General features: G+C 55.7%; 19 protein-coding genes and 2 pseudogenes. 15 read left to right on the forward strand and 6 right to left on the reverse strand.

Annotated features, from left to right (window positions below; translation table 11 throughout):
* Window positions 1–14: 14 nt before the first annotated feature.
* Window positions 15–572, reverse strand: coding sequence for an HTH-type transcriptional regulator PuuR (gene puuR / locus HA45_RS24310; protein WP_100700958.1), 558 nt, complete (start codon window positions 570–572; stop codon window positions 15–17).
* Window positions 569–1,332 (reverse strand): annotated as a pseudogene (gene puuD, locus HA45_RS24315) (gamma-glutamyl-gamma-aminobutyrate hydrolase). Before puuD ends, puuR begins: the two are co-directional and overlap by 4 nt.
* A 213-nt stretch (window positions 1,333–1,545) precedes the next feature.
* On the opposite strand from puuD, the gene HA45_RS24320 reads away from it, so the two are divergent.
* Both HA45_RS24320 and HA45_RS24325 read left to right on the forward strand, forming a co-directional pair.
* Window positions 1,546–2,961, forward strand: coding sequence for a glutamine synthetase family protein (locus HA45_RS24320; protein WP_100700956.1), 1,416 nt, complete (start codon window positions 1,546–1,548; stop codon window positions 2,959–2,961).
* 359 nt (window positions 2,962–3,320) lie between these two features.
* Window positions 3,321–4,679: an APC family permease gene (locus HA45_RS24325; RefSeq protein ID WP_100700955.1), complete on the forward strand. Its 1,359-nt coding sequence runs from the start codon at window positions 3,321–3,323 to the stop codon at window positions 4,677–4,679.
* A 93-nt stretch (window positions 4,680–4,772) separates the two neighbouring features.
* Here the strand turns inward: HA45_RS24325 and ygbI are convergent, their stop codons facing one another.
* A complete protein-coding gene (ygbI, locus tag HA45_RS24330) occupies window positions 4,773–5,534 on the reverse strand; it encodes a DNA-binding transcriptional repressor YgbI (RefSeq protein WP_100700954.1) in 762 nt (253 codons plus the stop codon).
* Window positions 5,535–5,791: 257 nt separating this feature from the next.
* On the opposite strand from ygbI, the gene ltnD reads away from it, so the two are divergent.
* The 5 genes from ltnD to HA45_RS24355 all read left to right on the forward strand — a co-directional run bounded on the left by ltnD (window position 5,792) and on the right by HA45_RS24355 (window position 10,889).
* Window positions 5,792–6,700 (forward strand): L-threonate dehydrogenase, encoded by a 909-nt coding sequence (gene ltnD / locus HA45_RS24335; RefSeq protein WP_100700953.1) that lies wholly within the window; start codon window positions 5,792–5,794, stop codon window positions 6,698–6,700.
* 2 nt (window positions 6,701–6,702) lie between these two features.
* Complete coding sequence (otnK, locus tag HA45_RS24340; protein WP_100700952.1) at window positions 6,703–7,962, forward strand: 3-oxo-tetronate kinase; 1,260 nt, start codon at window positions 6,703–6,705, stop codon at window positions 7,960–7,962.
* Window positions 7,959–8,585, forward strand: coding sequence for a 3-oxo-tetronate 4-phosphate decarboxylase (gene otnC, locus HA45_RS24345; RefSeq protein ID WP_100700951.1), 627 nt, complete (start codon window positions 7,959–7,961; stop codon window positions 8,583–8,585). Before otnK ends, otnC begins: the two co-directional genes overlap by 4 nt.
* Window positions 8,585–9,364 (forward strand): HPr family phosphocarrier protein, encoded by a 780-nt coding sequence (locus HA45_RS24350; RefSeq protein WP_100700950.1) that lies wholly within the window; start codon window positions 8,585–8,587, stop codon window positions 9,362–9,364. The genes otnC and HA45_RS24350 overlap by 1 nt, the downstream gene beginning before the upstream one ends.
* Window positions 9,365–9,536: 172 nt before the next feature.
* Window positions 9,537–10,889 carry a GntP family transporter gene (locus HA45_RS24355; RefSeq protein ID WP_100700949.1) on the forward strand — a complete coding sequence of 451 codons (1,353 nt, stop codon included), beginning with the start codon at window positions 9,537–9,539 and terminating at the stop codon, window positions 10,887–10,889.
* 66 nt (window positions 10,890–10,955) lie between these two features.
* Here the strand turns inward: HA45_RS24355 and sbcB are convergent, their stop codons facing one another.
* A complete protein-coding gene (gene sbcB, locus HA45_RS24360) occupies window positions 10,956–12,377 on the reverse strand; it encodes an exodeoxyribonuclease I (protein WP_100701360.1) in 1,422 nt (473 codons plus the stop codon).
* Window positions 12,378–12,578: 201 nt separating this feature from the next.
* On the opposite strand from sbcB, the gene dacD reads away from it, so the two are divergent.
* The 4 genes from dacD (at window position 12,579) to tmaR (ending at window position 15,996) form a co-directional block, all read left to right on the forward strand.
* Entirely contained in the window at window positions 12,579–13,745 is a 1,167-nt protein-coding gene (gene dacD / locus HA45_RS24365) for a serine-type D-Ala-D-Ala carboxypeptidase DacD (protein ID WP_205960930.1), read from the forward strand.
* Between the two features lie 87 nt (window positions 13,746–13,832).
* Window positions 13,833–14,297, forward strand: a complete 465-nt coding sequence (locus HA45_RS24370; protein WP_100701359.1) for a GyrI-like domain-containing protein — start codon at window positions 13,833–13,835, stop codon at window positions 14,295–14,297.
* A 158-nt stretch (window positions 14,298–14,455) separates the two neighbouring features.
* Complete coding sequence (locus HA45_RS24375; RefSeq protein ID WP_100700947.1) at window positions 14,456–15,514, forward strand: FUSC family protein; 1,059 nt, start codon at window positions 14,456–14,458, stop codon at window positions 15,512–15,514.
* 161 nt (window positions 15,515–15,675) lie between these two features.
* On the forward strand, window positions 15,676–15,996 hold the full coding sequence (tmaR, locus tag HA45_RS24380) for a PTS system regulator TmaR (RefSeq protein WP_034824689.1): 321 nt from the start codon (window positions 15,676–15,678) through the stop codon (window positions 15,994–15,996).
* A 55-nt stretch (window positions 15,997–16,051) separates the two neighbouring features.
* Here tmaR and HA45_RS24385 read toward each other — a convergent pair whose 3' ends face one another.
* Window positions 16,052–17,119, reverse strand: a complete 1,068-nt coding sequence (locus HA45_RS24385) for a LacI family DNA-binding transcriptional regulator (protein WP_100700946.1) — start codon at window positions 17,117–17,119, stop codon at window positions 16,052–16,054.
* Window positions 17,120–17,219: 100 nt separating this feature from the next.
* Between HA45_RS24385 and HA45_RS24390 the strand changes: the two genes are divergently transcribed.
* Entirely contained in the window at window positions 17,220–17,990 is a 771-nt protein-coding gene (locus HA45_RS24390; protein ID WP_100700945.1) for a YdcF family protein, read from the forward strand.
* A gap of 105 nt (window positions 17,991–18,095) precedes the next feature.
* Here HA45_RS24390 and HA45_RS24395 read toward each other — a convergent pair whose 3' ends face one another.
* Window positions 18,096–19,007, reverse strand: coding sequence for a ketopantoate reductase family protein (locus tag HA45_RS24395; RefSeq protein ID WP_100700944.1), 912 nt, complete (start codon window positions 19,005–19,007; stop codon window positions 18,096–18,098).
* Window positions 19,008–19,219: 212 nt separating this feature from the next.
* Here HA45_RS24395 and fusA point away from each other — a divergent pair.
* The 3 genes and pseudogenes from fusA (at window position 19,220) to HA45_RS24410 (ending at window position 23,895) form a co-directional block, all read left to right on the forward strand.
* Window positions 19,220–21,318, forward strand: a pseudogene (fusA, locus tag HA45_RS24400) (elongation factor G).
* 243 nt (window positions 21,319–21,561) lie between these two features.
* Window positions 21,562–23,175 carry an ABC transporter substrate-binding protein gene (locus HA45_RS24405; protein ID WP_100700942.1) on the forward strand — a complete coding sequence of 538 codons (1,614 nt, stop codon included), beginning with the start codon at window positions 21,562–21,564 and terminating at the stop codon, window positions 23,173–23,175.
* Window positions 23,176–23,379: 204 nt separating this feature from the next.
* Window positions 23,380–23,895, forward strand: coding sequence for a GNAT family N-acetyltransferase (locus HA45_RS24410; protein ID WP_100700941.1), 516 nt, complete (start codon window positions 23,380–23,382; stop codon window positions 23,893–23,895).
* Window positions 23,896–23,922: the final 27 nt, after the last annotated feature.

Below are 23,922 nucleotides of genomic sequence, written 5' to 3' on the forward strand. Positions count from 1 at the left end.
TTAAGCGCGTGAACTCAGAAATTCGCTGGCGTGTGCGCACTGACAATGCGACACGGCAGCTCAGACGTATTGGTAAAGCTGTGCGACAAGCCGGTATCGATCACATAGCTCTCGCCGCAATAAAGGTGATAGCTCTGGCCGTTCACCACCAGCGTGATTTCCCCTTCCAGCACCGTGCCGGTCTCTTCACCGGGATGACGCAGTTTCTCGCCGGTGCTGGCACCTGGCTCATAGCGCTCCAGCAGCATCGCCAGCGCTTTTTTCTCCGCACCATTCTCGACCAGACGCAGCGACACGCCGAGGCTGCCAATCTCCACGCACTCTTCCGGACGCACAATTACGCGCGGCGTGCTGTTCACTTTCGGTTCTGAGAAAAACTCCGACAGCGACAGCCCATACACCTTCAGCAGTTTCTGCAAGGTACTCAGCGCCGGGCTGACCTTATCCTGTTCAATGGTGCTAATGGCACTGTGCGTTAATCCTGATAACTCAGCGACGCGACGCTGAGACAATCCCATCTCCTGCCGGATCTGCGATAAACGTCGTCCGGGCGCCAGAGTGGCATCATTCATGGCTGTTTTTCCTTGTGATAGCAGACCGCTGCGTGGATAAAGGCCGCAAACAGGCGTTGCGAAATCGGGTCTTGATCGGAGTGCCATTCCGGATGCCACTGCACTGCGAGAGCAAACGGATGCTGGCGCAAACTCACTGCTTCAATCAGCCCATCAGGCGCGCGCGCTTCAATGCGCAACTGCGGGCCCGGCTCACGAATGCCTTGCCCATGCAGAGAGTTGACGGCAAAGGCCTGCGCGCTTCCCAGCACCTGACTCAATAAACCTTCCGCTTCGGGCTGAACCTCATGCACCGGCGCATATTGCTGATCGAGCGGCAGCGCATCATCTTCTCGATGTTCCTGAAACAGATGCGTCGCATGCAGCTGGCGATACAAGGCACCGCCGTTGGCCACCACCAATTCCTGCAAGCCCCGGCAGATGCCAAATATCGGCATCTTTTTACCTATCGCGTGGGTGATGAGGCCAAACGCGAGGCGATCGCGCGCCGGATCGGCATGTTCCTCTTTGCCTGCTTCGCCGTAATGCCAGGGTTCGATATTGCTTGGGCTGCCGGTGAGGAGAAGACCGTCGAGCAGCGTCATACTGTTTTCTAATAGATGAGGGGCATGCATCAGTTGATGCGGCAAAGGCAAGGGCAAACCACCGGCAAGCACGATGGCATCGAGATACTTATTGTGAACCGTTTGTCCGAGATGCTGCCGATGTGGTTCTGACACATCACTACGCCAATCAAGGGTTTGTCAAAAATAATGCCCATAACGTCTCCGCGTTGCTGTTCAATATTTTCACCGTTTTTGCGCGTACGGTCTGAAAAGTGTGCAATATATTGTCAATCTAGCAACCGTCTGTTCGTTCTTCCAACAGATTTGTTACATTTGCACACTTTTTGCGTTAGGGCTATGTTAGAAGAGTGGATGTTATTTTGAGCATTGCGCGAACCAATACTAAACGGTAAAGGGCGGGTGGGAACATGACGAACCTCGTAGAAGTAGAAGACTTCACGCGGCACAGTGAAGAGAAACGAACAAGCGCGTTCCAGCTGGAGGTGAAATCCTGGCTGGAACGCCATCCTGAAACGCAGTATGTCGATATTCTTCTTAATGATTTAAATGGGGTGTTTCGCGGTAAGCGCATTCCCATCTCTGCATTGGCAAAACTGGAAAAAGGGTGTTATTTCCCGGCCTCGGTTTTCGCCATGGATATTCTCGGAAATACCGTCGAAGAAGCCGGACTCGGACAGTCCCTGGGCGAACCCGACAACCTCTGTATTCCGGTTCCCGGAACCCTGATTCCTTCTGCCGCCGATCCTGAACGCATTGCGCAACTCCTGCTCACCATGTGTAACCAAGATGGCACTCCCTTTGACGTTGAGCCCCGCAATGTCCTCAATCGGCTGTGGCAGCAACTGCGCAATCGAGGACTGTTCCCGGTGGTAGCGGTAGAGCTGGAGTTCTATCTGGTGGATAAAAAGCGCGATGCGGAAGGTTATATTCAGCCGCCGTGTGCGCCGGGCAGTGATGAAAGAAATATGCAGAGCCAGGTTTATTCGGTGGATAATCTCGACCATTTCGCTGACGTTCTGCGTGATATCGACGATCTTTCCCGACAGCAGGGCATTCCTGCCGATGGCGCGCTGGCGGAAGCTTCGCCGGGCCAGTTTGAAATCAACCTGCATCATACGCGTGACGTGTTAAAAGCCTGCGACCACGCCATTCTGCTCAAACGTCTGGTGCGCCAGGTGGCCGAAAACCACGGCATGACCGCGACCTTTATGGCGAAACCCTATGAAGAATACGCGGGCAGCGGTATGCATGTGCACATCAGCATGCTGGACGCGGCCGATCACAATGCCTTCTCACTCGATGACGGCAGTGATTCACCACTGCTAAAACGCGCGCTGGCGGGAATGATCGATTTGATGCCGGCTTCGATGGCGCTGCTGGCACCGAACGTCAATGCCTATCGTCGCTTTTTACCGGAAGCTTACGTGCCGTTGCAGGCCTCATGGGGACATAACAATCGCACAGTTGCGCTGCGTATTCCCTGTGGTGATATAGACAACCATCGCGTGGAGTATCGCGTGGCCGGTGCAGATGCAAATCCTTACCTGGTAGTGTCAACAATTCTTGCCGGTATTTTGCACGGTCTGGATAATCAGCTACCTTTACCGCATGCGGTGCAGGGCAACGGACACGAGGCGGAAGGGCTGGCATTACCGGTGCGACAGAGCGATGCGCTGTACGAATTTGAGAATAGCTATCCTCTGCAGAAACTGTTGGGCGAACACTTCAGCGGCGTGTGGCATAGCTGCAAACAGAATGAGTTAATGCAGTTTGAGCGGCTTATCACCGCCACTGAAATCGACTGGATGCTGAAGAACGCCTGACTCGCAGAAGAATTTCGCTAACGTCTTGTGCCGATGGCATAAGTTGGGGCAGAATACGTCCCCTGCAAAATTCGAAACATAACCGACGCTTATACCGTCGGTTATTTTTTTGCAGATTGCAGTACACACACAAATTACCGAGGCCGGACTCGCATCCGGATAGATAAATACTGACAACACGCGTTGTGCGTGAGATTTGAGGAAAACAAAGATGGGGCTGTTTACAATTGCACCAGCGCAAGCTGGTTCTCGCTTTCGTGATGACTACGGCGCGGCGACAATCGCAAACACTGATTTCACTTCTCACTGCAGCACGTTGTGCAGTATCCCGCAGACTACCTCTGTCGGGGGCCTGAACCATGTCGCTTAACACCTCTGCCGCACCTCAGCGTGCACACCTGAAAAAATCCCTGACCCTGATCCCGGTTGTCATGATGGGCTTGGCGTATATGCAGCCAATGACCCTGTTTGATACTTTCGGTATCGTGTCTGGATTGACCGACGGCCACGTTGCCACCGCTTATGCTTTCGCGCTGATCGCGATACTGTTTACTGCCGTGAGCTACGGCAAGCTGGTACGCCGCTTCCCATCTGCGGGCTCCGCTTACACCTATGCTCAGAAGGCAATCAGTCCGCACGTCGGCTTTATGGTGGGCTGGTCATCACTGCTGGACTACTTGTTCATGCCGATGATCAACATCCTGCTGGCGAAAAGCTACTTTGAGACGCTGGTGCCGGGCATTCCGTCGTGGATTTTCGTGGTGTTGCTGGTGGCCTTTATGACCATCTCAAACCTGCGTGGAATCAAAACCGTTGCCAACTTTAACAGCGTGATTGTGGTGCTGCAGGTTGTGGTGATGGTCGCGATTACCGGCATGGTTATTTATGGTGTGGCAAACGGTGTTGGCGCCGGTACGCTGACCAGTACTAAGCCATTCTGGTCTGAGAACGCGCATGTGGTGCCGATGATTACCGGTGCGACCATTCTGTGCTTCTCGTTCCTCGGCTTTGACGGCATCAGTTCGCTGTCGGAAGAAACCAAAGACGCTGAACGTACCATCCCGCGCGCGATTTTCCTGACCGCGCTGATCGGTGGTGTGATCTTTATGGGTGTCTCTTACTTCCTGCAGCTGTACTTCCCGGACATCTCGCGCTTCCAGAATCCGGACTCTTCACAGCCTGAAATCATGCTGTTCGTGGCAGGTAAAGCACTGCAGATCGGCATCCTGATTTTCTCTGTGGTGACGGTACTGGCTTCCGGTATGGCCGCGCATGCAGGCGTATCGCGTCTGATGTACGTGATGGGCCGCGATGGCGTGTTCCCGCAGCGATTCTTTGGCTTCGTGCATCCGAAATACCGCACGCCGTCGCTGAACGTGCTGTTGGTGGGCGGCGTGGCGCTGCTGGCGATTAACTTCGACCTGGTCACTGCCACTGCGCTGATCAACTTCGGTGCGCTGGTGGCGTTCACCTTTGTGAACCTGTCAGTGATTGCGCAGTTCTGGATCCGCGAGAAGCGCAACAAGACGCTGAAAGACCACCTCAACTATCTGGTGCTGCCAGTGTTGGGTGCGTTAACGGTTGGCGCGTTGTGGATCAACCTGGAAGAGACCTCAATGGTGCTCGGCCTGGTGTGGGCAGCCATCGGTATTATTTACCTGGCGTTTGTTACCCGCACGTTCCGCAATCCGGTTCCGCAGTTCAGCGAAGAAGTGTAATTTTCGCTGCGCATTATGCGCATCGAATAAAGACTTCGTGTCGTACGCAAAAGGTCGCCAATATGGCGACCTTTTGCATTGATACCAGCAAACTCAACCCGCCAGCACCAACTCCCAATTCCCTGCACTTAACGTTTCGCGTCCTGCTTTACTCAGTTCCGTATCGGTAATCAAGGTATCAAAGCGCTCCAGCGGCAACGCCAGATGTGTAGCGATCTTGTTGTACTTCGAGCTGTCGCTTAGCAGCACGCGCTTGCTGCTGACATCGCTGGCGGCCAGCTTAACGGGCACCTTGTCCTCATCCGGCGTAAACAGGCCGCGCGGTCCCCAGCAAGAGGCCGAAATAAACGCGATATCAATCGCCAGCATACGCAAACTGCGCGCCGCCGCTTCGCCCACGCTCGAACGGTTTTCACGGCACACCGTACCGCCGGTGTGGATCAGCTTGCAGTCGCTGCTCTCCATCATTAAGCGAGCAATCACGAAATCGTTGGTCACCACCAGCAAATCTTCGCGCTCGACCAACTCGCGGGCCAGCGCCAGCGTGGTGGTGCCCGCATCGAGATAAATACAGCTGTTGCGCGGAATATGGCGTGCCGCAAACTGACCAATTGCCATCTTCTCGCTGCTGTACATGCTGGTTTTCGCCAGATGCGAAGGCTCAGCGGCCAGCCGATCGGCCGATCGCACGCCGCCAGAAACCGAGAGCACGGCACCTTGCTCCTCCAGCTTTTGCACATCGCGACGAATCGTCATGTGTGAAACGCCCAGACGCTCGGTCAGCTCGGCAATGCTCACCACGCCGCGTTCGGCAACCAGCGCTAAAATTTGTTGATGACGTTCTACCGGAATCACATGGCTCTCCCTGATTTATCATTTTTTCACATTGTAAGGCATCGATTCACAACCTGCAGCACAATTTATTCTGACAAATTGTGAGCTAAACCCCCGTTCCACGGGCTTTGGCGAGGGCGTTAAGGGTGTGAATCGATGTTATACGCTGTGCAGGTAAGTTAATTTTTGTGATTTACCGCACGTTTATCCGCCAGTAACTGCGGCAGAATTAACACCATTGAACAAAATATCACTTAAATTAACAACGGAGGTGTGCTGTGTCAGCAACCGTGAATAACATTGGCGTCATTGGTTTGGGTTCCATGGGCATGGGCGCAGCGCAGTCCTGTATTCGCGCTGGATTGAACACCTGGGGCGTTGATTTAAATCCGCAGGCGCTGGAAACACTGCGTCAGGCCGGTGCGCGTGACGCACAGTCTTCCGCTGCCAGCTTTGCCTCAGAGTTAGATGCCGTACTGCTGCTGGTGGTGAACGCCGCGCAGGTCAAAGCGATTCTGTTTGGTGAAACCGGTCTGGCGGCACAACTCAAGCCGGGCACGGTGGTGATGGTCTCTTCCACCATCTCTTCACAAGACGCGCAGGCGATTGAACAGCAGCTGGCACAACACCAACTGCTGATGCTGGATGCGCCAGTCTCAGGCGGTGCAGCGAAAGCCGCGGTCGGTGAGATGACAGTCATGGCATCAGGAAGCGATGAAGCCTTTGCGCTGCTGAAGCCGGTGCTGGATGCGGTGGCCGCCAAAGTGTATCGCGTGGGCAGTGAAATCGGCCTCGGCTCAACCGTTAAAATCATCCACCAACTGCTGGCGGGCGTGCACATTGCGGTGGGTGCTGAAGCGATGGCGCTGGCCGCTCGCGCAGGCATCCCACTCGACACCATGTATGACGTGGTGACCAACGCCGCCGGTAACTCGTGGATGTTTGAGAACCGCATGCGTCATGTGGTGGACGGCGACTACTCACCGAAATCTGCCGTCGATATCTTTGTGAAAGATCTCAACCTGGTGACAGACACCGCCAAATCATTGCATTTCCCACTGCCGCTGGCGTCGACCGCACTCAACATGTTTACCGAAGCCAGCAATGCCGGCCACGGTCGTGAAGATGACAGCGCAGTGATCAAGATTTTCAGCGGCATTACGCTGCCAGAGTCAAAGGAGAAGTAACCATGCGTTTAGGCGTGATTGCAGACGACTTTACTGGTGCAACGGACATTGCCAGTTTCCTGGTGCAGAACGGTCTGCCTACCATTCAGTTCAACGGCGTGCCGGAAAGTCATGACGATGTGAGCGCGCAGGCGATTGTCATCAGCCTGAAGTCACGCTCTTGCCCGGCGCAACAGGCGATTGATCAGTCTCTGGCAGCACTGACCTGGCTGCAACAGCAGGGCTGTGATCGTTTCTACTTTAAGTATTGCTCGACCTTCGACAGCACCGAGCACGGCAACATTGGCCCCGTCACCGATGCGTTGCTGGCCGCACTTGGCGAGACGCAAACGGTGATCTCGCCGTCGCTGCCGGTGAACGGTCGCACCGTGTATCAGGGCTATCTGTTTGTTGCTGACCAGCTGCTGTCTGAATCGGGCATGCGTCATCATCCGGTGACGCCAATGACCGACAGCAACCTGGTGCGCCTGATGACGCGCCAGGCAAAAGGGCAGGCGGCAGTGATTAACGCGGCGCAGCTGGATAAAGGCGCAGAAGCGGTGCGTGAACAGCTGGGCGTGCTGAAAGCGCAGGGCATCAACTATGTGGTGCTGGATGCGCTCAACGAACAGCATCTGCTGACGCAGGGCGAAGCGTTGAAAGAAACCGTGCTGGTGACCGGCGGGTCTGGTCTGGCGATCGGTATCGCACGCGCCTGGGCAACCCAGCAGCAAAACAGTGATGCCGAGCAAGCCGGACGCCCACAAGGCGAGCGTGCGGTGGTGATTTCTGGCTCTTGCTCGCAGATGACCAACCGTCAGGTACAGGCTTATCGCCAGCAGGCGCCTTCGCACGAAGTGTTGGTGGAGCGCTGCCTCGATGATGCGGAAAGTTACGCGCAAGAATTGTGCGAGTGGGTTGCCGCGAATCACCAGCAGCCTTTGGCACCACTGCTGTTCGCCACCGCCGATGCGCAACAACTGCAGGCGATTCAGCAGCAGTACGGTGCAGCGCGCAGCAGCGAAGCGGTTGAGCACTTGTTTGCCGCCGTGACCCGTGAGCTGAAATCGCGCGGATGGCAGCGCTTTATTGTCGCCGGTGGTGAGACTTCTGGCGTAGTCGCGCAGAGCCTGGGTGTCACGGCCTTCCACATCGGCCCGATGATCTCCCCTGGCGTGCCGTGGGTGCGCGACATTCATCAGCCGCTGTCGCTGGCACTGAAATCAGGCAACTTTGGCGACGAACAATTCTTTGCCCGCGCACAAACGGAGTTTTCAGCATGACCGAACAACAAGCACGCGAAGAGATGGTGCAGCTGGGCGCGTCCTTTTTCCAGCGCGGTTACGCCACCGGTTCAGCAGGCAATCTTTCACTGTTGCTGGAAGATGGCAACCTGCTGGCGACGCCTACCGGCTCCTGTCTCGGCGAACTGCAGGCCGATCGCCTGTCAAAAGTAACGATGCAGGGTGAGTGGATTTCGGGTGACAAGCCTTCGAAAGAAGTGGCATTTCACCGTGCGCTGTATCTGAACAATCTCGCCTGTAAAGCGGTGGTACACCTGCACAGCCACTATCTGACGGCGCTTTCGTGCCTCAACGATCTCGACAGCGAAAACTGCATCCGCCCGTTCACGCCTTACGTGGTGATGCGCGTGGGTGATGTGCCGGTGGTGCCGTACTACAAGCCGGGTGACGATCGCCTGGCTGAAGATCTTGCTCAGCTCGCGCCACGCTACAACGCGTTCCTGCTGGCCAATCACGGCCCGGTAGTGGTAGGAAAATCGCTGCGTGAAGCGGCGAATAACACTGAAGAACTGGAAGAGACCGCGCGTCTGATGTTCACGCTCGGCGACCGCTCGATTCGTTATCTGTCGGATAGCGAAGTGGCGGAATTGAGGAATTACTGATGCCTAAGTTTGCAGCCAATTTATCCACGCAGTTCGGCGAATTGCCGTTTATTGAACGCTTTGCCGCCGCGGCCAACGCCGGTTTCCGTGCCGTTGAGTTCCTGTTTCCGTATGACTATCCGGCCGAAGTGATTAAAGCTGAGCTGGAAAATCATCAGCTGGAGCTGGTGCTGTTCAACACCGCAGCCGGAAACGTGCAGGCGGGAGAGTGGGGCGTTTCTGCCATTCCTGGGCGTGAAGCCGAAGCGCGTGCCGATATCGATCGTGCACTGGACTATGCGCTGGCGCTCAACTGCCAACAGGTGCATGTAATGGCGGCAACGGTACCGAACGGGGCCGATCGTGCCGCTTACGAAGAGACCTTTGTGCGCAATATGCATTACGCCGCGGAGCGGTTTGCGCCGCACGGTATTCGCCTGTTGCTGGAAGCACTCAATCCGGTGACTAAACCGAACTATCTCTACTCCAGTCAGTATCAGACGCTGGCGATGATGGAACGTATCGATCGTCCGAATGTGTTCACGCAGCTGGACCTGTTCCATGCGCAACTGGTGGATGGCAACCTCAGCCACTTGATTCGCGAATACGCCGGACGTTATCGCCATATCCAGATCGCCTCTGCGCCGCATCGTCATGAACCGGACGAAGGCGAGCTTAACTATCCGTACCTGTTCAACCTGTTGGATGAAGTGGGTTATGACGGTTGGGTGGGTTGCGAATACTTCCCACGCGGCCGCACCGAAGCGGGCCTCGGCTGGTTCGCGCCTTACGCGAAATAACCTTTGTTGTACCGCCCAGCACAGCGCGTTGCGCCCTGTGCGGGCGAAGTCTTACCTGAATTCATAAAACATTAAAAATATACCCAAGCACCCCCTAAATAATTCGAGCTGCACGGACCCCACGCACCTGCAGCTTGAAGTATGACGGGGGAAATTGAATTAGAGGTTTATCATGTCTACCGCGTTGCTGTTAGCCATCGCTACTGCCAGCATTGTGATACTGCTGCTGTTGGTGATTAAAGCCAAAGTCCATCCGTTTGTTGCTTTACTGATTGTCAGTTTGATCGTCGCCATCAGCACCGGTATCCCGGCTGATAAGATCATGGAAACCATCTTTAGCGGCATGGGCAACCTGCTGGGTCATATCACCATTATCATCGTGTTGGGGGCGATGCTCGGTGCGGTGATTGAAGCCTCGGGCGGTGCCGAATCGCTGGCGCAGCGCTTCAGTAAGTCGCTCGGGATCAAACGTACCGTGGCCGCGCTGACCATGGCCGCATTTATCCTCGGTATCCCGGTGTTCTTTGAGGTCGGCTTCATCATTGTGATCCCGCTGATCTACGGCTTCACCAAAGTCGCGCGCGTCTCGCCGCTGAAGTTTGGTTTGCCGATGGCAGGCGTGATGTTAACCGTGCATGTGGCGCTGCCAACCCATCCCGGCGCAGCCGCGGCGGCCGGTATTCTGCATACCGATATGGGTTGGCTGATGATGCTCGGCATCCTGATCTCCATTCCGGTAGGCATTGTCGGCTATTACGTCGCGAAAGCGATGAACCTGCGCCAGTACCATCTTTCAGTGAAGGTTCTGGAGCAGTTACAGCTGGCAAAACCAGAAGGCACACCCAAAAACGACGTTCCACCGCCGGGCGCGATGACCATCGCCGGTTTGATTGTGGTACCGATTGTGTTGATCGTGCTGGGAACGCTGGCGCATACCATGCTGGCGGAAGGCAGTATTCTGCGTGATGTGATGACAGTGATTGGTAACCCGCCGATTGCGCTGTTAATCGCCCTGGCACTGGCGGCATGGTTCCTCGGTGTGCGTCGTGGCTGGAGTAAAGAGAAGCTGGAAGATCTGACCGGTCGCGCGATTCCTAGTTCCGCGAGTGTGATTCTGGTGGCGGGTGCGGGCGGTGCGTTCGGTAAAGTGCTGGTGGAATCTGGCGTGGGTAAAGCGCTGGCGGTTACGCTGGAAACCTTGCATCTGCCCCTGGTGCCTGCAGCCTTTATTCTGTCTCTGGCACTGCGCGCGTCACAGGGTTCGGCCACGGTAGCGATTCTCACCACCAGCGGCTTGTTGAGCCAGGCGGTAGGCGATGTGACCGATATGCAGCGCGTACTGGTAACTCTGGCGGCATGCTTTGGTGGCCTGGGCTTGTCCCACGTTAACGATGCTGGTTTCTGGGTGGTGACGCGCTATCTGGGGCTGTCGGTTGCGGATGGTCTGAAGACCTGGACCGTACTGACCACGCTGATGGGCTTGAGCGGTTTTGCACTCACCTGGATGGTGTGGGGATTGATTTAAACTGAATGACATCGCGCGGCGGCAAGGGTGAAAATCTATTGTAGCCGCGCGATTGATTGATGGCAGTTACGACACCAACTCCTGCGCATACAAATACAGCGCCTTCAGCTGTGTCATCTTATCTGCATTGCCTTCATGCAAACTCGCCAGCGACTCCAGTTCCAGCAAGAAAGACTGCACACGATCGGCATTCAGCACTTCGCGGCGATGCTGCAGCCAGCGCTGCTGCTCTTGATCATCCAGCGTGCCGGGGAAGTTACGCGCACGATAGCGGAACAGCAGCTTCGCGATACGCTTATCGTCAAAGGTTAAATCCAGCGCCGGTAAATTCTGCGGTGGCGTCTGACGCACAATGTTCATCGCCGCGCGATCCGCATCGCTGAAGAAACCGTCATACAGCTGTGCATCGACATCGTCCGATGGCTTAAACGGCTCGGCTTCCGCAAACAGCGTCACCGCTTTTTCACGCACTTCGGCATGCTGACGCAGCAGCGCCAGGTTCGCCAGGCAGCGCTCACGATCAATATTCAGCCGCGCAGCATCTTCCGGACGCAAGGTATTGGCCGGTGCCAGCACCGGACACTTATTAATATGCACCAGCTTGATCGGCACCGCCGTGCGATCGCCCAGTTCACTCTGTTTGGTATACAGCCGCTCGCGCAGCTCATCCGCATCCAGATCCAGCAGTGGCTGCATATCGCCCGCCAGATCCACCACGATCAACGCATTGCGGTTATCCGGATGCCACGCCACAGGCACCACCCAACTGGTATTGCCACGCGCCGCGCCGAACATGCCGGAGACGTGTACCAGCGGTTTCATCTGCGGAATATCAATCAGGTTCATCAACTTTTGCTTGTTGCGATGGCTAAACAGAAACTCGAACAGCTTCGGCTGCTTCTCTTTCACCAGTTTCGCCATCGCCAGGGTCGCATACACATCGGACATTGCATCGTGCGCCTGCTCGTGTGCCACGTCGTTAGCCTTAGTGAGATGCTCCAGCTTAAAGCTTGGGAAGCCGTCATCATTCTCCGGCCAGACAATGCCTTCCGGGCGCAGGGCATAGCAGGCGCGCATCACATCCAGCAGATCCCAGCGCGAGTTGCCGTTTTGCCAGCTCCAGCCGTAAGGATCGAAGAAGTTGCGATAGAAGATATTGCGCGTCACTTCATCATCGAAGCGCACGTTGTTGTAACCAATCACACAGGTTTGCGGCTCGGTAAACAGCCCATGAATACGTTCAGCAAACGCTGTTTCCGTCACGCCACGCGCTTTAGCCACCTGTGGCGTAATGCCGGTGATCATCACCGCTTCCGGCTGCGGCAAATAGTCATCAGCGGGCTGGCAGTAGAACACCTGCGGTTCACCCACCGCATTGAAATCTTTGTCGGTACGCAGGCCAGCAAACTGCGCCGGGCGGTCCAGCGAAGGACTTTTGCCGAAGGTTTCGTAATCGTGAAACAAGAAGGTGAACTCAGAGGCGGGCACGGCGGTATCCTGGCTGTTGAAAATCAACGCACAGAATAGTCGCGTGCCGGGTGGAGCACAACCTTGTTTGCCATTGCTGCAGGCAGGCGCGCAGCATTTGTCCGCAGTTCATACTTTTTTTCAATTTATTCAACTATCCCGACGCTAATTGCCGTAAAACGTGCGGCGGTAAATTCATTTTTTTGATTTGAGGAAGAAGTGTTGAAAAGGCGTCTGCTGGTAACTGTATCTGGATTGATTGTTTGGGCATCGCTGGCGCAGGCTGACGACAGCATGCCATTCCCCATGACGCCTCCGCCGATTGATGCAGCCTCATGGGTGCTGATGGACGCCACCACTGGCCAGATCCTCACCGCGGGCAATCCCGATGAAGAGCGTAACCCGGCGAGCCTCACCAAGCTGATGACCGGCTATGTGGTGGATCGCGCGGTCGATCAGAAAAAAATCACCCGTGATGATTACGTCACCGTGGGCAAAGATGCCTGGGCGGCGGGCAATCCGGTGTTCAAAGGCTCCTCACTGATGTTCCTCAAGCCGGGTGATAAAGTCACCGTGCGCGATCTGATGCGCGGAGTGATCATCGATTCCGGTAACGATGCCTGCGTGGCGCTGGCCGATTATGTGGCGGGCAGCCAGGACAGCTTCGTCAATATGATGAACAGCTACGTGCAGAAGCTGGGTCTGACGCACACCCATTTTGAAACCGTGCACGGTCTGGATGCACCGGGTCAACACACCACCGCGCGCGATCTGGCGGTGCTGTCACGCGCCATTATCAGCGGCGAGCAAGATTTCTATGCTATGTACGCCGAGAAAACCCTGAGCTGGAACGGCATCACGCAGAACAACCGTAACGGTTTGCTGTGGGATCAAAACCTTCATGTTGATGGCATGAAAACAGGCCATACTGAATCAGCAGGCTTCAATATCATCGCGTCAAATGTGGTCGGCCGTCATCGCTTGATTGCCGTGATCATGGGCGGTAAAAGTTCGAAAGGGCGTGAAGAGCAGGCGCGTAAGCTGTTGGTGTGGGGCCAGAATAACTTCGACACTGTGCAGCTGTTCCATGCCGGAAAGAAGATTGGCACCGAGAACGTCTGGTACGGCAATCCGCATAAGGTGGATGTCGGCACCACGCAGGATATCTTCCTGTCGCTGCCGCGCACTGAAGTCTCAAACGTGATGGCGAAGTATGTGATCGATCGCAAAGATCTGGAAGCGCCGTTGAAAGCGGGCGAGCAGATTGGTGAGATTCAGGTGCTGGATAAAGACAAGCAGCTGGCGAGTTATCCGCTGTATGCCTTACAAGGCGTGGATAAAGCCGGCATTATCACGCGCATCAGCGACTACGTGAAACAGAAACTGTAAACCGCAGCGGATGGCATCGCCGCTCCCGTCCTTAACGGCATGGGAGTGGCATTGAAAGGCTTTCTGCTGCTGAACGGAGGCAAAAGCATGAAAGCATCAATCGTTGAGCGTCATCCTCAAAGCTGGCTGGGCTATCATCTGCAGGGGCCGTGGCAGGAAACGGTGCCGCGTGGTTTCAATCAGCTGAAAAGTTGGGTCCAGCAACACGGCGTCATCGGCGAATGGCTGGCGATTTACTACGGGAATCCGGAAGTTATACCGCCAGAAGAACTGCGTGTTGAAACGGTGATCACCGCACCCACCGATGCCGTGCCTTCTTATGGCGACGATATCGAACAAGGATTGCTGCCCGGCGGCCAGTATTTCCACGCGCGTATGGAAGTAGCGAATAACGACTTCATTACCGCCTGGCGTAGCCTGTTTGATCATCTCAAGACGCAATCCGACTGGCAGGTGGATAATCGTCCGTGCTTTGAACATTATCTTTCTGATGGCACGGACAGCGGCGACTGGCTGGTGGATATGTACATCCCGGTACGCGCAGCCGACTAATATCACCAGTGCGTTACTTCGATGTTTCACAAGCGAAAACCAGATGTAGCGCACTTGTTGAATTGCAAAAAAAGAAGGGAAAAGTGGTGAGCAGCACTCAATGTTCACGCTGCGCCAGGGTAACATAGCGCGCAAATTTTTATCGTTTCCGGACCACCATGTTACGCGCCGACAAACCTATCTCCACCATTGAGTTCTGGTTCTACCGCCATTATCGCGCCGTCCACGGCGTGCGCATCGCTATCGCCTTTGTGCTGTGTTTCGTGTTTGTGCGGTTGACCGACATTCCGGAAGGGACCTGGCCGCTGATTACGCTGGTGGTGGTGATGGGACCGATCTCAACCTGGGGCAATGTGTTCCCCCGCGTGATTCAGCGTATTAGCGGCACCTTTGCCGGGCTGGCATCCGGGTTGATTGCCCTCAAGCTGGAGCTGATTTCGCTGCCCATGATGCTGGCATGGTGTTTTGTGGTGATGATCATCTGCGGCTATCTGACGCTGGGAAAACACCCGTATATGGCATTGCTGATTGGCATCACGCTCGGCGTGGTGGTCGGTGCGCCAGCAGGGGATTTTACCGTGGCGCTGTGGCGCGGCGGCGATGTGATCCTCGGTTCGATCATGGCGCTGTTGTTCAGTGCCATTCTGGCGCAGCGCGCTTATACCCACTGGCGCATTCAGCTGTCGGATTCGTTTATCGCCATGGCGAAACTGCACCACACCGGTTTTTCCGCCAACCTGCTGGAAAAACCGCGACTCAACAAACCGTTCCAGAAACAGCTCAACAGCGTGATCAAGATGCGCTCGCTGTTGGAACCGGCCAGCAAAGAGACGCGTATTCCGAAATCGGTGTTTGAAGCGATTCAGACCATCAACCGTAATATGGTTAACACCATGCAGATGCAAATTGATGCATGGTGGTCATCGCGTGAGAGCCATCTGCTGCTGTTAAACGCCCCGACGCTGCGCCGTAGCCAGAAGATGACCGAAGACACCCTGAACGCGCTGGCCACGCTGATGGTGAAAGGGGAGACGGAACAGGTGATCGCTAACAGTCATGAGCTGGAAGAGATAACTCAGGAACTGGAGCAGCTGATTGCCAATCGCAGCGGCCGCTTAGAGACCACGGCGATCTACGGCTACGTGTGGCTGAGCCTGGAACAGGCGCGTCAACTGGAGCGTATAACGGACCTGGTTCGCCTGGCATTGCGCAAATAGTTTTCTCAGGCAATGACTTAATGTGAATCACCCATTCTTTGCGCTAAGATAAGTGCCAGTCCGAATTTAGCTGTGAAAATTGCTTTCACATTAAGTCAGCCGCTAAGCTGTAGCTCATGACTATTCCGCCTGCCGCGGCAGGCTCAAAGAAAGGTGCCAACATGGAAAATGCCAAGCAATCGTTTCAGGACGTTCTGGAGTTTGTGCGTATGTTTCGTCGTAAAAACAAACTGCAGCGCGAAATCGTGGATAACGAGAAGAAAGTCCGTGATAACCAGAAACGTGTGTTGCTGCTGGACAACCTGAGCGAGTACATCAAACCAGGCATGAGCGTTGAAGCGATTCAGGAAATTATTGCGTCAATGCGTGTGGATTATGAAGACCGCGTCGATGAGTACATCATCAAAAACGCTGATCTGTCGAAAGAGCGTCGCGAGCTGTCGAAGAAGTTGAAAGCGATGGGCGAGCCAAAGCCACAGTGATTTTCCAGGTGCGCAGCCAGGCGCACCTCAGGCTTTCTACCCGAAGAGTCGCCATTTATGGCGACTTTTTTAATGCGCGCGCGAGTGCCTGCAACTGCTGTGCAATCTCCGCCACATCCACACCGTCTTGCAACGGCGTCGCGGTGGTTTCACGCAGCACCAGTTCCGTCTCCAGCGCGGTTTCCTCGGCATCAGCCCCTTCCAGCACAGCCAGTAAGCGATCCACGCTGACGGCACCCAACTGCTGCAAATCCTGTCGCACGGTGGTGAGCGGCGGCTGATACCATGCGCTTTCAGCAGTATCGTCGTAGCCGATGATCGAGATCTCAGCCGGGATTCTCACGCCGTGTTGATGCAGCGCACGCATCGCCCCCAGCGCCATTTGATCGTTGGCGACTAACAGCGCCTGCGGTAGCCGATCGGGCAATAACGTTAACAATGCCTGATAGCCTGATTGCGCACTCCAGTCGCCGTAAAGCACACACTCGGGCACCAACTGATGTGATGCCAGCGCCTGCTGCCATGCGCTGAACCGGGCTCGCGCGGATGCCGAACTTTCCGGCCCGTTTAGCACGCCAATCTGACGATGACCGAGCGCGATAAGATGTTCCACCGCCTGCCACGCACCTGACTCGCTTTGATACTGACACTGTGCCACCTCGGCCTGGCGCTCGACATCCAGAAACAGCGTGGGTTTGTTGCCGCACTGCTGCTGCACCTGCGCCGCCTGTTCGGCATCCAACGGCAGATTAATCAGCAGCGCATCGACGCGCTGCGCCAGCAGTTCATTCACCGTATCCTGCGCGTGACCCGCAGCATGCGCCATGGCGATCACCAGGTGATAGCCCTGCGCGGCAGCGCGCTGCTGGATCGCCGAGGCAATCTGCGCGGGCGCCATCAGTGCCAGATCGCTGGTCGCCAGCCCCAAAGTCCGCGTGGCCTTGCCTGCCAGCTGCTGCGCCACACGGTTTGGCACGTAATTGAGCTGCTGCATGGCGGCTTCCACTTTGGCGCGCGTGCGCGGAGAAACCTGCACGGAATGGTTAAGCACGCGGGAAACGGTTTGATAAGAAACCCCGGCCAGTTGGGCAACATCGTCGAGGGTGACGGAACGCGCAGTCATGAAACTCTCCTGAATATGATAGCGGCGAGTGTAGCAAATTTTTCTCTGTTGGCCCCGAGTTAAGCCGCTACACTGCCAGTGTCAATGCGAGGAGAACGCGATGCAGCTCAACGACCAACAGATTCAGGATATTAATATCATTGCCGCCTGGCTGGCGCTCGACCACATGCCGGTGGATGGCACAGTAGAAGTGGATTTGGCGATTCTTGCCGGTCACGCGGTACTGCCGAATGTCGAAGGGGTGATTGCGCTGGCGAAAAAGTATCAGCTGCCGCTGCTGATCAGCGGTGGCATCGGTCACTCCACCGGCTTACTGGCGGAGATGATCGCTAATCATCCGCTGTATCGTCAGATTTCTACGCATGCGAAAAGCGAAGCGGAATTGCTGGCCGATATGGCGCGGGTGTTTGCTGCGCTGCCGGACGAGCAGCTGCTGCTGGAAACCGCCTCACGCAACGGCGGCGAGAATGCGATCTTCAGCCAGAAATTGCTCGATGAGCAGGATTGGCATCCGCAGCACGTGTTGTTGGTGCAGGACCCGCTGATGCAACGCCGTAGCTGGGAAACCTTCCGCTATCAGTGGCGCGACCGTGCCGATGCGCCGGAGTTTATCAGCTGGCCGGTATTCACCCCGCAGGTGATGATGGATGCCGGTATGCTGCGCATCATCGGTGCGCCACCGCAGGGATTGTGGTCAATGGAGCGTTTTCTGTCGCTGCTGATGGGGGAAATCCAGCGCCTGCGTGATGATGAAAACGGCTACGGCCCGCGCGGTAAGGGATTCATCGGACACGTCGATATACCCGATGACGTCGAAGCAGGCTGGCAGCGATTGATGCAGCTGCCCGGCGTGCAAACGCGTCTGGGATAACACGCATATAACCCCGTAGCGGCGCAATTCATTGCGCATTAATCAGCGAATTAGCCTTCTCAGATTCGCGCGATAAATCGCGCCGCAACGGTATTAACCCGCGATTTAACGGTTCTGCAAATACACCTGCAAATTCACATACACCGCATTCAGCAACGGTGTGTTCACGCCATTGCGCGCGCCGCGCACCAGCAAATCACCGATAACCTGGTCCGCTTCAATCTCATAACCCTGGGTTAAATCGCGATACATCGACGACGTCATCGCCACCTGCGGATTATTCAGCGTTTCATAAATCTTGGCGGTCACCGCTGGGCGTTCTTTGTAACCATCGGCACCGATCACCGACAGCACTTCAGCGAAAATACCCTGCAACAACGCTTCACCGCCCTGAGAGCGCAACACCTGCTGCGTGTTTCCGCGTGCAATGCAGCACACCGCACCCAACGTGCTCAGCAGCAGCCATTTTTCCCACAGCTCGCTGATGATGTTGTCAGCAAAAACGCTGTCGAACTGCGCCACCTTCAGCATTTCATCGACACGTTGCAGACGCGCATCGTTTTCGCCCTCCAGCGCGCCGTAATAGAGAATATGCAGCGGCGTCATCTGCACCACTTCACCTTGTTCACCCAGCGTGGCGTTGATTTTGCACAGGCCGCCAATCACTTTGTCGCCAAAGCGCGCGCGCAGCGTATCGATGTGGCGCATGCCGTTGAGGATCGGCATGATCAAAGTGTCAGGCCCGACGGCTGGCGCGATATCTTCAATCGCCTGATCCAGACCAAAGCTTTTCACCGTCAGGATAATCAGATCAAACTGACCTTTAAGCTGGCCGGTTTGCGCCAGCTGCGGCTGAATCACTTCCGTACCGCCCGGCGTTTTCAGCACCAGACCGCTTTGTTGCAGCTGTTGAAAACGGCGCTCGCGCACCAGAAAAGTCACATCACGTCCTGCTTGCGCCAGACGTGCACCGAAATACCCGCCGGTGGCACCGGCGCCGACAACCAGAATGCGCATGGTTAGATTTCCCGTTGAGAGTGAGACCCTTACCATAAATCGCCAGGGATAAGCTTGCCAGCCCGGAAATGCTGAAACCGTCACAAGATTTTTCCGATGGCTATAAAAGGCTCAAACTGTTCGTATTTACTCGTACAATAGGTCTAAGCTGTTGCGCAGCGGCGGGCAACGGTGCTCGCCCACTTTTCAGTCGAACAGACTAAGGACGCATCATGCCCCGACCCCTACCTATCGAACGTTATCGCAACATCGGCATCTCCGCGCACATCGATGCCGGTAAAACCACCACTACCGAGCGCATTCTGTTTTACACCGGGATGAGTCACAAGTTGGGTGAAGTGCACGATGGCGCGGCAACCACCGACTGGATGGCGCAGGAGCAGGAGCGTGGCATCACCATTACCTCGGCGGCAGTGAGCTGCTATTGGCCGGGCATGGATGGCAGCTTCACGCCGCATCGTATCAACATCATCGATACTCCCGGACACGTCGATTTCACCATCGAAGTGGAGCGCTCCATGCGCGTGCTGGATGGCGCGGTGATGGTGTACGACGCCGTCGGTGGCGTGCAGCCGCAGTCGGAAACCGTGTGGCGTCAGGCCAACAAATATCACGTACCGCGCATTGCGTTCGTCAACAAGATGGATCGCCAGGGTGCGGACTTCTTCCGCGTGGTGCAGATGATGAAAGACCGTCTGCATGCCAACCCGGTGCCGATTGTGATTCCGATTGGTGCGGAAGAGCACTTTGCGGGCGTAGTGGATCTCAACAAGATGCGCGCCATCTACTGGGATGAGGCCAGCCAGGGCATGACGTTTAGCTACGCGCCGATCCCGGATGAACTGCAGGCGCTGGCCGCCGAATGGCGTGAAAACATGGTGGCGGCAGCCGCAGAAGCCAACGACACGCTAATGGACCGTTATCTGGAGCAGGGCGACCTCAGTGAAGACGAGGTGATCGCCGGATTACGTCAACGCACCTTAATTGGCGAGATCCAGCCGATGCTGTGCGGCAGTGCGTTCAAAAACAAGGGCGTGCAGCGCATGCTCGATGCGGTGATCGAACTGATGCCGTCACCGCTGGATGTCCCTGCCGTGTCAGGCGTGAATGAAAAGGGCGAGCACGACGAACGTCATGCTGATGATGAAGAACCGTTCTCGGCGCTGGCCTTCAAGCTGATGAGCGATCCCTACGTGGGTCAGTTGACCTTTGTGCGCGTTTATTCCGGTGTGCTGCGTAAAGGCGACAGCGTGTGGAATGCGGTGAAAGGGCGTAAAGAGCGCATCGGTCGCATTGTGCAGATGCAGGCCAACGACCGCATCGAAATTGATGAGATCCGTGCCGGTGATATTGCCGCATGTGTCGGCTTAAAAGAGGTCACTACCGGCGAAACGTTGTGCGATCCGCATGCCATTATCACCCTGGAACGCATGGAGTTCCCGGACCCGGTGATCTCGCTGTCGATTGAGCCGAAAACCAAGGCGGATCAGGAGAAAATGGGCCTGGCGCTGCAGCGACTGGCGGCGGAAGATCCCTCGTTCCGCCTGCACACCGATGAAGAGTCGGGCCAGACCATTATCTCGGGTATGGGCGAATTGCATCTGGAGATTATCGTTGATCGCATGAAGCGTGAATTTGGCGTGGAAGCCAATATCGGTCGCCCACAGGTCACCTATCGCGAGACCATTCGTAAGACGGTACGCGAAGTGGAAGGCAAGTTTGTGCGGCAGTCGGGCGGTAAAGGGCAGTACGGCCACGTGGTGCTGACGCTGGAACCGCAGGCGGCCGGTACTGGTTTTGCCTTTGAAGATGCCACCAAAGGCGGCGTGGTGCCGCGCGAGTTTATTCCTTCCATCGAGAAGGGGATTCGTGAAGCGCTGAACAGCGGCGTGCTGGCCGGCTATCCGGTGGTGGATCTGAAAGCCACGCTGACCTTCGGTTCGTATCACGACGTCGATTCCTCGGAAATGGCATTCCGCATGGCAGCGATTTTGGCTTCAAAGCGGCCGCGAAACAGGCCGAACCGGTGATTCTGGAACCGCTGATGCAGGTGGAGGTGGAAACGCCGGAAGAGTATGCCGGTGGCGTGATGGGCGATCTCTCCTCGCGTCGCGGTACGCTGCAGGGCATGGACGAACGCTTTGGTGCGCGCATTATTCGCGCTGAGGTGCCGCTGTCGGAAATGTTTGGCTACGCCACCACGCTGCGATCCATGTCGCAAGGCCGCGCCACTTACAGTATGGAATTCGCGCATTACGCTGAGGCGCCACGCAATGTGGCCGAGAGTATTATCGCGAAACGTGCGGAGTAACAGGCTGGCGGCAGGGATGCCGTATTAAAATAATGCGCGATGAATCGTGCCGCTACCCATTGATACTTGATTCGTAGCAGCGCAATTTATTGCGCTTTTTTTCGTCCTTAAATCATTTCATCACATCGATTGCCAATATTGTCGTTTTACATTTATTTGTCCAAATTTTAATAATTTAGCGGGAATTAAAATCAGGCCTGAATATGGCCATTTAAAATAACACCTGCAATCACCAAGGATTATATGAAATTTAATGCGATAACTCTGGCGCTGAGCATCAGCCTGCTCGGCAGCGCCATCAATGCTCACGCCGCTGAGAAACCCGTGAGCGGCGGTAGCCTGACGGTGGGCGTCGAAACCGAACCTACCACCTTTAACCCGCAACTTAATGGTCAGGACAAAGCCGAGATCACGCTGCGTAATTTCTGGGAATCGTTGCTGGCACGCCGCCCGGATGGCAGTTTTGTTCCCTGGCTGGCACAGAGTTACGAGGTGAGCGCCGATGGCAAAACTATCCGGTTCAACCTGCGCCAGGATGTCACGTTCTCTAACGGCGAAAAACTGGATGCCAACGCGGTGGCGGACAACTTCCGCCAAACGCAGGTGGCACAGTACTGCGCCGGAACCAGTCTGTGCTTGATGGGATCGCACATCGACAAAATTGAAATACCGGACAATCGCACCGTGGTGATCACGCTCAAGGACGTCTATTCACCGTTCCTGTCGTTTGCCGCGGGATTGCAGATTCTGGCCCCGGCGAGTTGGAAATCACCGCAGCTGAAGTCGGGCGGAAAAGATATCGCCGGGACCGGGCCTTTTATTCTCGACAGCTACGAGAAAGGCCAGCAGGTGACCTTCGTCAAGAACCCGAAATATCACTGGGCACCGGCTACCGCGAAGCATCAAGGACCGGCGTATCTTGATCGTGTCACCTATCGCTTCCTGCCTGAATCCTCGGTGCGCACCGGTGCACTGCTGTCCGGCCAGGTCGACGTTATCGAAGGCATTTCCGGTAATGATGCCGGTGAATTCAAAGACAACGCGGATTTCACCTATCAGCATGCACTCAACACCGGCACGCCTTACTCGTTGTTCCTCAACGTAGAATACGGCCCAACCCAGGATGTAAAAGTGCGTCAGGCGCTGCTGCAGGGGCTGGAGATCGATCCGCTGCTGAAGTCGGTGTATCGCGGTGAACGTACCCGTGCATGGGGCATCACCTCGCCGCTGGATCCGCTGTACAACAAGGAGCTGGAAGGGAAATACGGCAACAACCCGGATGCGGCCAACAAGCTGCTGGATGAGGCAGGCTGGCAAACGCGTGACAGCGAAGGCTACCGCACCAAAAACGGTGAGCGTTTGCGTATTGAGTTGATTCAGGCGCAGGCCACGGTGCGTGACCAGCGCGACGTACTGCTGCAGGCGATTCAGGCACAGGCGCGTCAGCGTTTGGGCATCGATCTCAAACTGAATTATGTTGATTCAGGCACCTATGTCGATGTGCGTAAAAGCGGTAAGTTTGGCACCATCGCCAACTCCAACACGCCGACGGATGGCGTAGATATTGAAAACCACTACCGTCCGATAGCGCAAGGCGGCGCGATTAACTACAGCCGCGTCAACGATGCCAATATCAATGCGTTGCTGGATAAAGCCGCCGCGACCTTGGATCTCAATCAACGTCGCCAGTTCTACAGCGAACTGCAACAGCGTGCGTTACCGCAGCTGGCCTTGGCGGTGCCGCTGTATGAGCCGGAAGATCAACTTGCCGCTGCCAGTTACGTGCATGATTACGGTTTCCGCAGTTATAAGCAGATGCCGGAAAGTGTTTATGATGTGTGGGTAAGCCAGCATTAATAAAAATCGCGATGCATAATAAATGTGCACGCGACGAACATCGTGATCATTAATTCCAGGGTCGTCATTTATGACGACCTTTATTTATTGCGGTATCTGCCTGCCCGAATCCCACAATCAACAAATCGATTGCCACTATTCTCGTTTTACTTTATTTCGCTGTATTTCAATAATTCCCTGAAGATAAATTCAGGAACACCCAACATGAGCCAGTCCATTCAGGTCGCTAAGCCCGACGACGCGGAAGAAATCTTTGCGCTATTACAACGCGCCTATGCCTCGCTGGTCGCGCTGGATGTGCATTTCACCATTTCACAGGGCAACGTCGAGCAGGTCCGCCGGGTCATCGAAAATGAAACCGTGCTGGTGCTGCGCAAATGGAAACGCGCGGTCGCGACCGTCACGGTACGGTTTCCGTGGCAGCAGGATCAGGACGCACCGTCGTCACTGCCGTTTATCCACTGGTTCGCCGTGGACCCGGACTACAAAGGGCAGGGCTATGGTCGGGACATCATCAGTTATGCCGAACAAACGTTGCTGAAAGAAACCCTGAAAGCGCCGGGTGTTTATCTGGCCACCGCGATTAAACATCCGTGGTTGAGTGAGCTGTATCTGCGTCGCGGTTATCAGCCTTTTCATCACCGTACTAATGCCCTGGGCGAAGCGCTGGTGTTCCTGAAAAAGGAATTTCACCCGTCGCCCATCGCCAAAATTGCCTGACTCACACCTTAAAATAACAGGGACATT

It is taken from the genome of Pantoea rodasii (assembly GCF_002095465.1).
Classification (GTDB): domain Bacteria; phylum Pseudomonadota; class Gammaproteobacteria; order Enterobacterales; family Enterobacteriaceae; genus Pantoea; species Pantoea rodasii.

Bases quoted from the DNA above. Each gene is read 5' to 3' on its own strand.
- HA45_RS24395 (WP_100700944.1), bottom strand. From the start codon at position 19,007: ATGCGCATTCTGGTTGTCGGCGCCGGTGCCACCGGCGGGTATTTCGGT.
- HA45_RS24390 (WP_100700945.1), top strand. From the start codon at position 17,220: ATGCAGCTCAACGACCAACAGATTCAGGATATTAATATCATTGCCGCC.
- HA45_RS24405 (WP_100700942.1), top strand. From the start codon at position 21,562: ATGAAATTTAATGCGATAACTCTGGCGCTGAGCATCAGCCTGCTCGGC.
- HA45_RS24355 (WP_100700949.1), top strand. From the start codon at position 9,537: ATGTCTACCGCGTTGCTGTTAGCCATCGCTACTGCCAGCATTGTGATA.
- HA45_RS24320 (WP_100700956.1), top strand. From the start codon at position 1,546: ATGACGAACCTCGTAGAAGTAGAAGACTTCACGCGGCACAGTGAAGAG.
- HA45_RS24410 (WP_100700941.1), top strand. From the start codon at position 23,380: ATGAGCCAGTCCATTCAGGTCGCTAAGCCCGACGACGCGGAAGAAATC.
- HA45_RS24370 (WP_100701359.1), top strand. From the start codon at position 13,833: ATGAAAGCATCAATCGTTGAGCGTCATCCTCAAAGCTGGCTGGGCTAT.
- tmaR (WP_034824689.1), top strand. From the start codon at position 15,676: ATGGAAAATGCCAAGCAATCGTTTCAGGACGTTCTGGAGTTTGTGCGT.
- HA45_RS24385 (WP_100700946.1), bottom strand. From the start codon at position 17,119: ATGACTGCGCGTTCCGTCACCCTCGACGATGTTGCCCAACTGGCCGGG.
- HA45_RS24325 (WP_100700955.1), top strand. From the start codon at position 3,321: ATGTCGCTTAACACCTCTGCCGCACCTCAGCGTGCACACCTGAAAAAA.
- puuR (WP_100700958.1), bottom strand. From the start codon at position 572: ATGAATGATGCCACTCTGGCGCCCGGACGACGTTTATCGCAGATCCGG.
- HA45_RS24375 (WP_100700947.1), top strand. From the start codon at position 14,456: ATGTTACGCGCCGACAAACCTATCTCCACCATTGAGTTCTGGTTCTAC.
- otnK (WP_100700952.1), top strand. From the start codon at position 6,703: ATGCGTTTAGGCGTGATTGCAGACGACTTTACTGGTGCAACGGACATT.
- otnC (WP_100700951.1), top strand. From the start codon at position 7,959: ATGACCGAACAACAAGCACGCGAAGAGATGGTGCAGCTGGGCGCGTCC.
- HA45_RS24350 (WP_100700950.1), top strand. From the start codon at position 8,585: ATGCCTAAGTTTGCAGCCAATTTATCCACGCAGTTCGGCGAATTGCCG.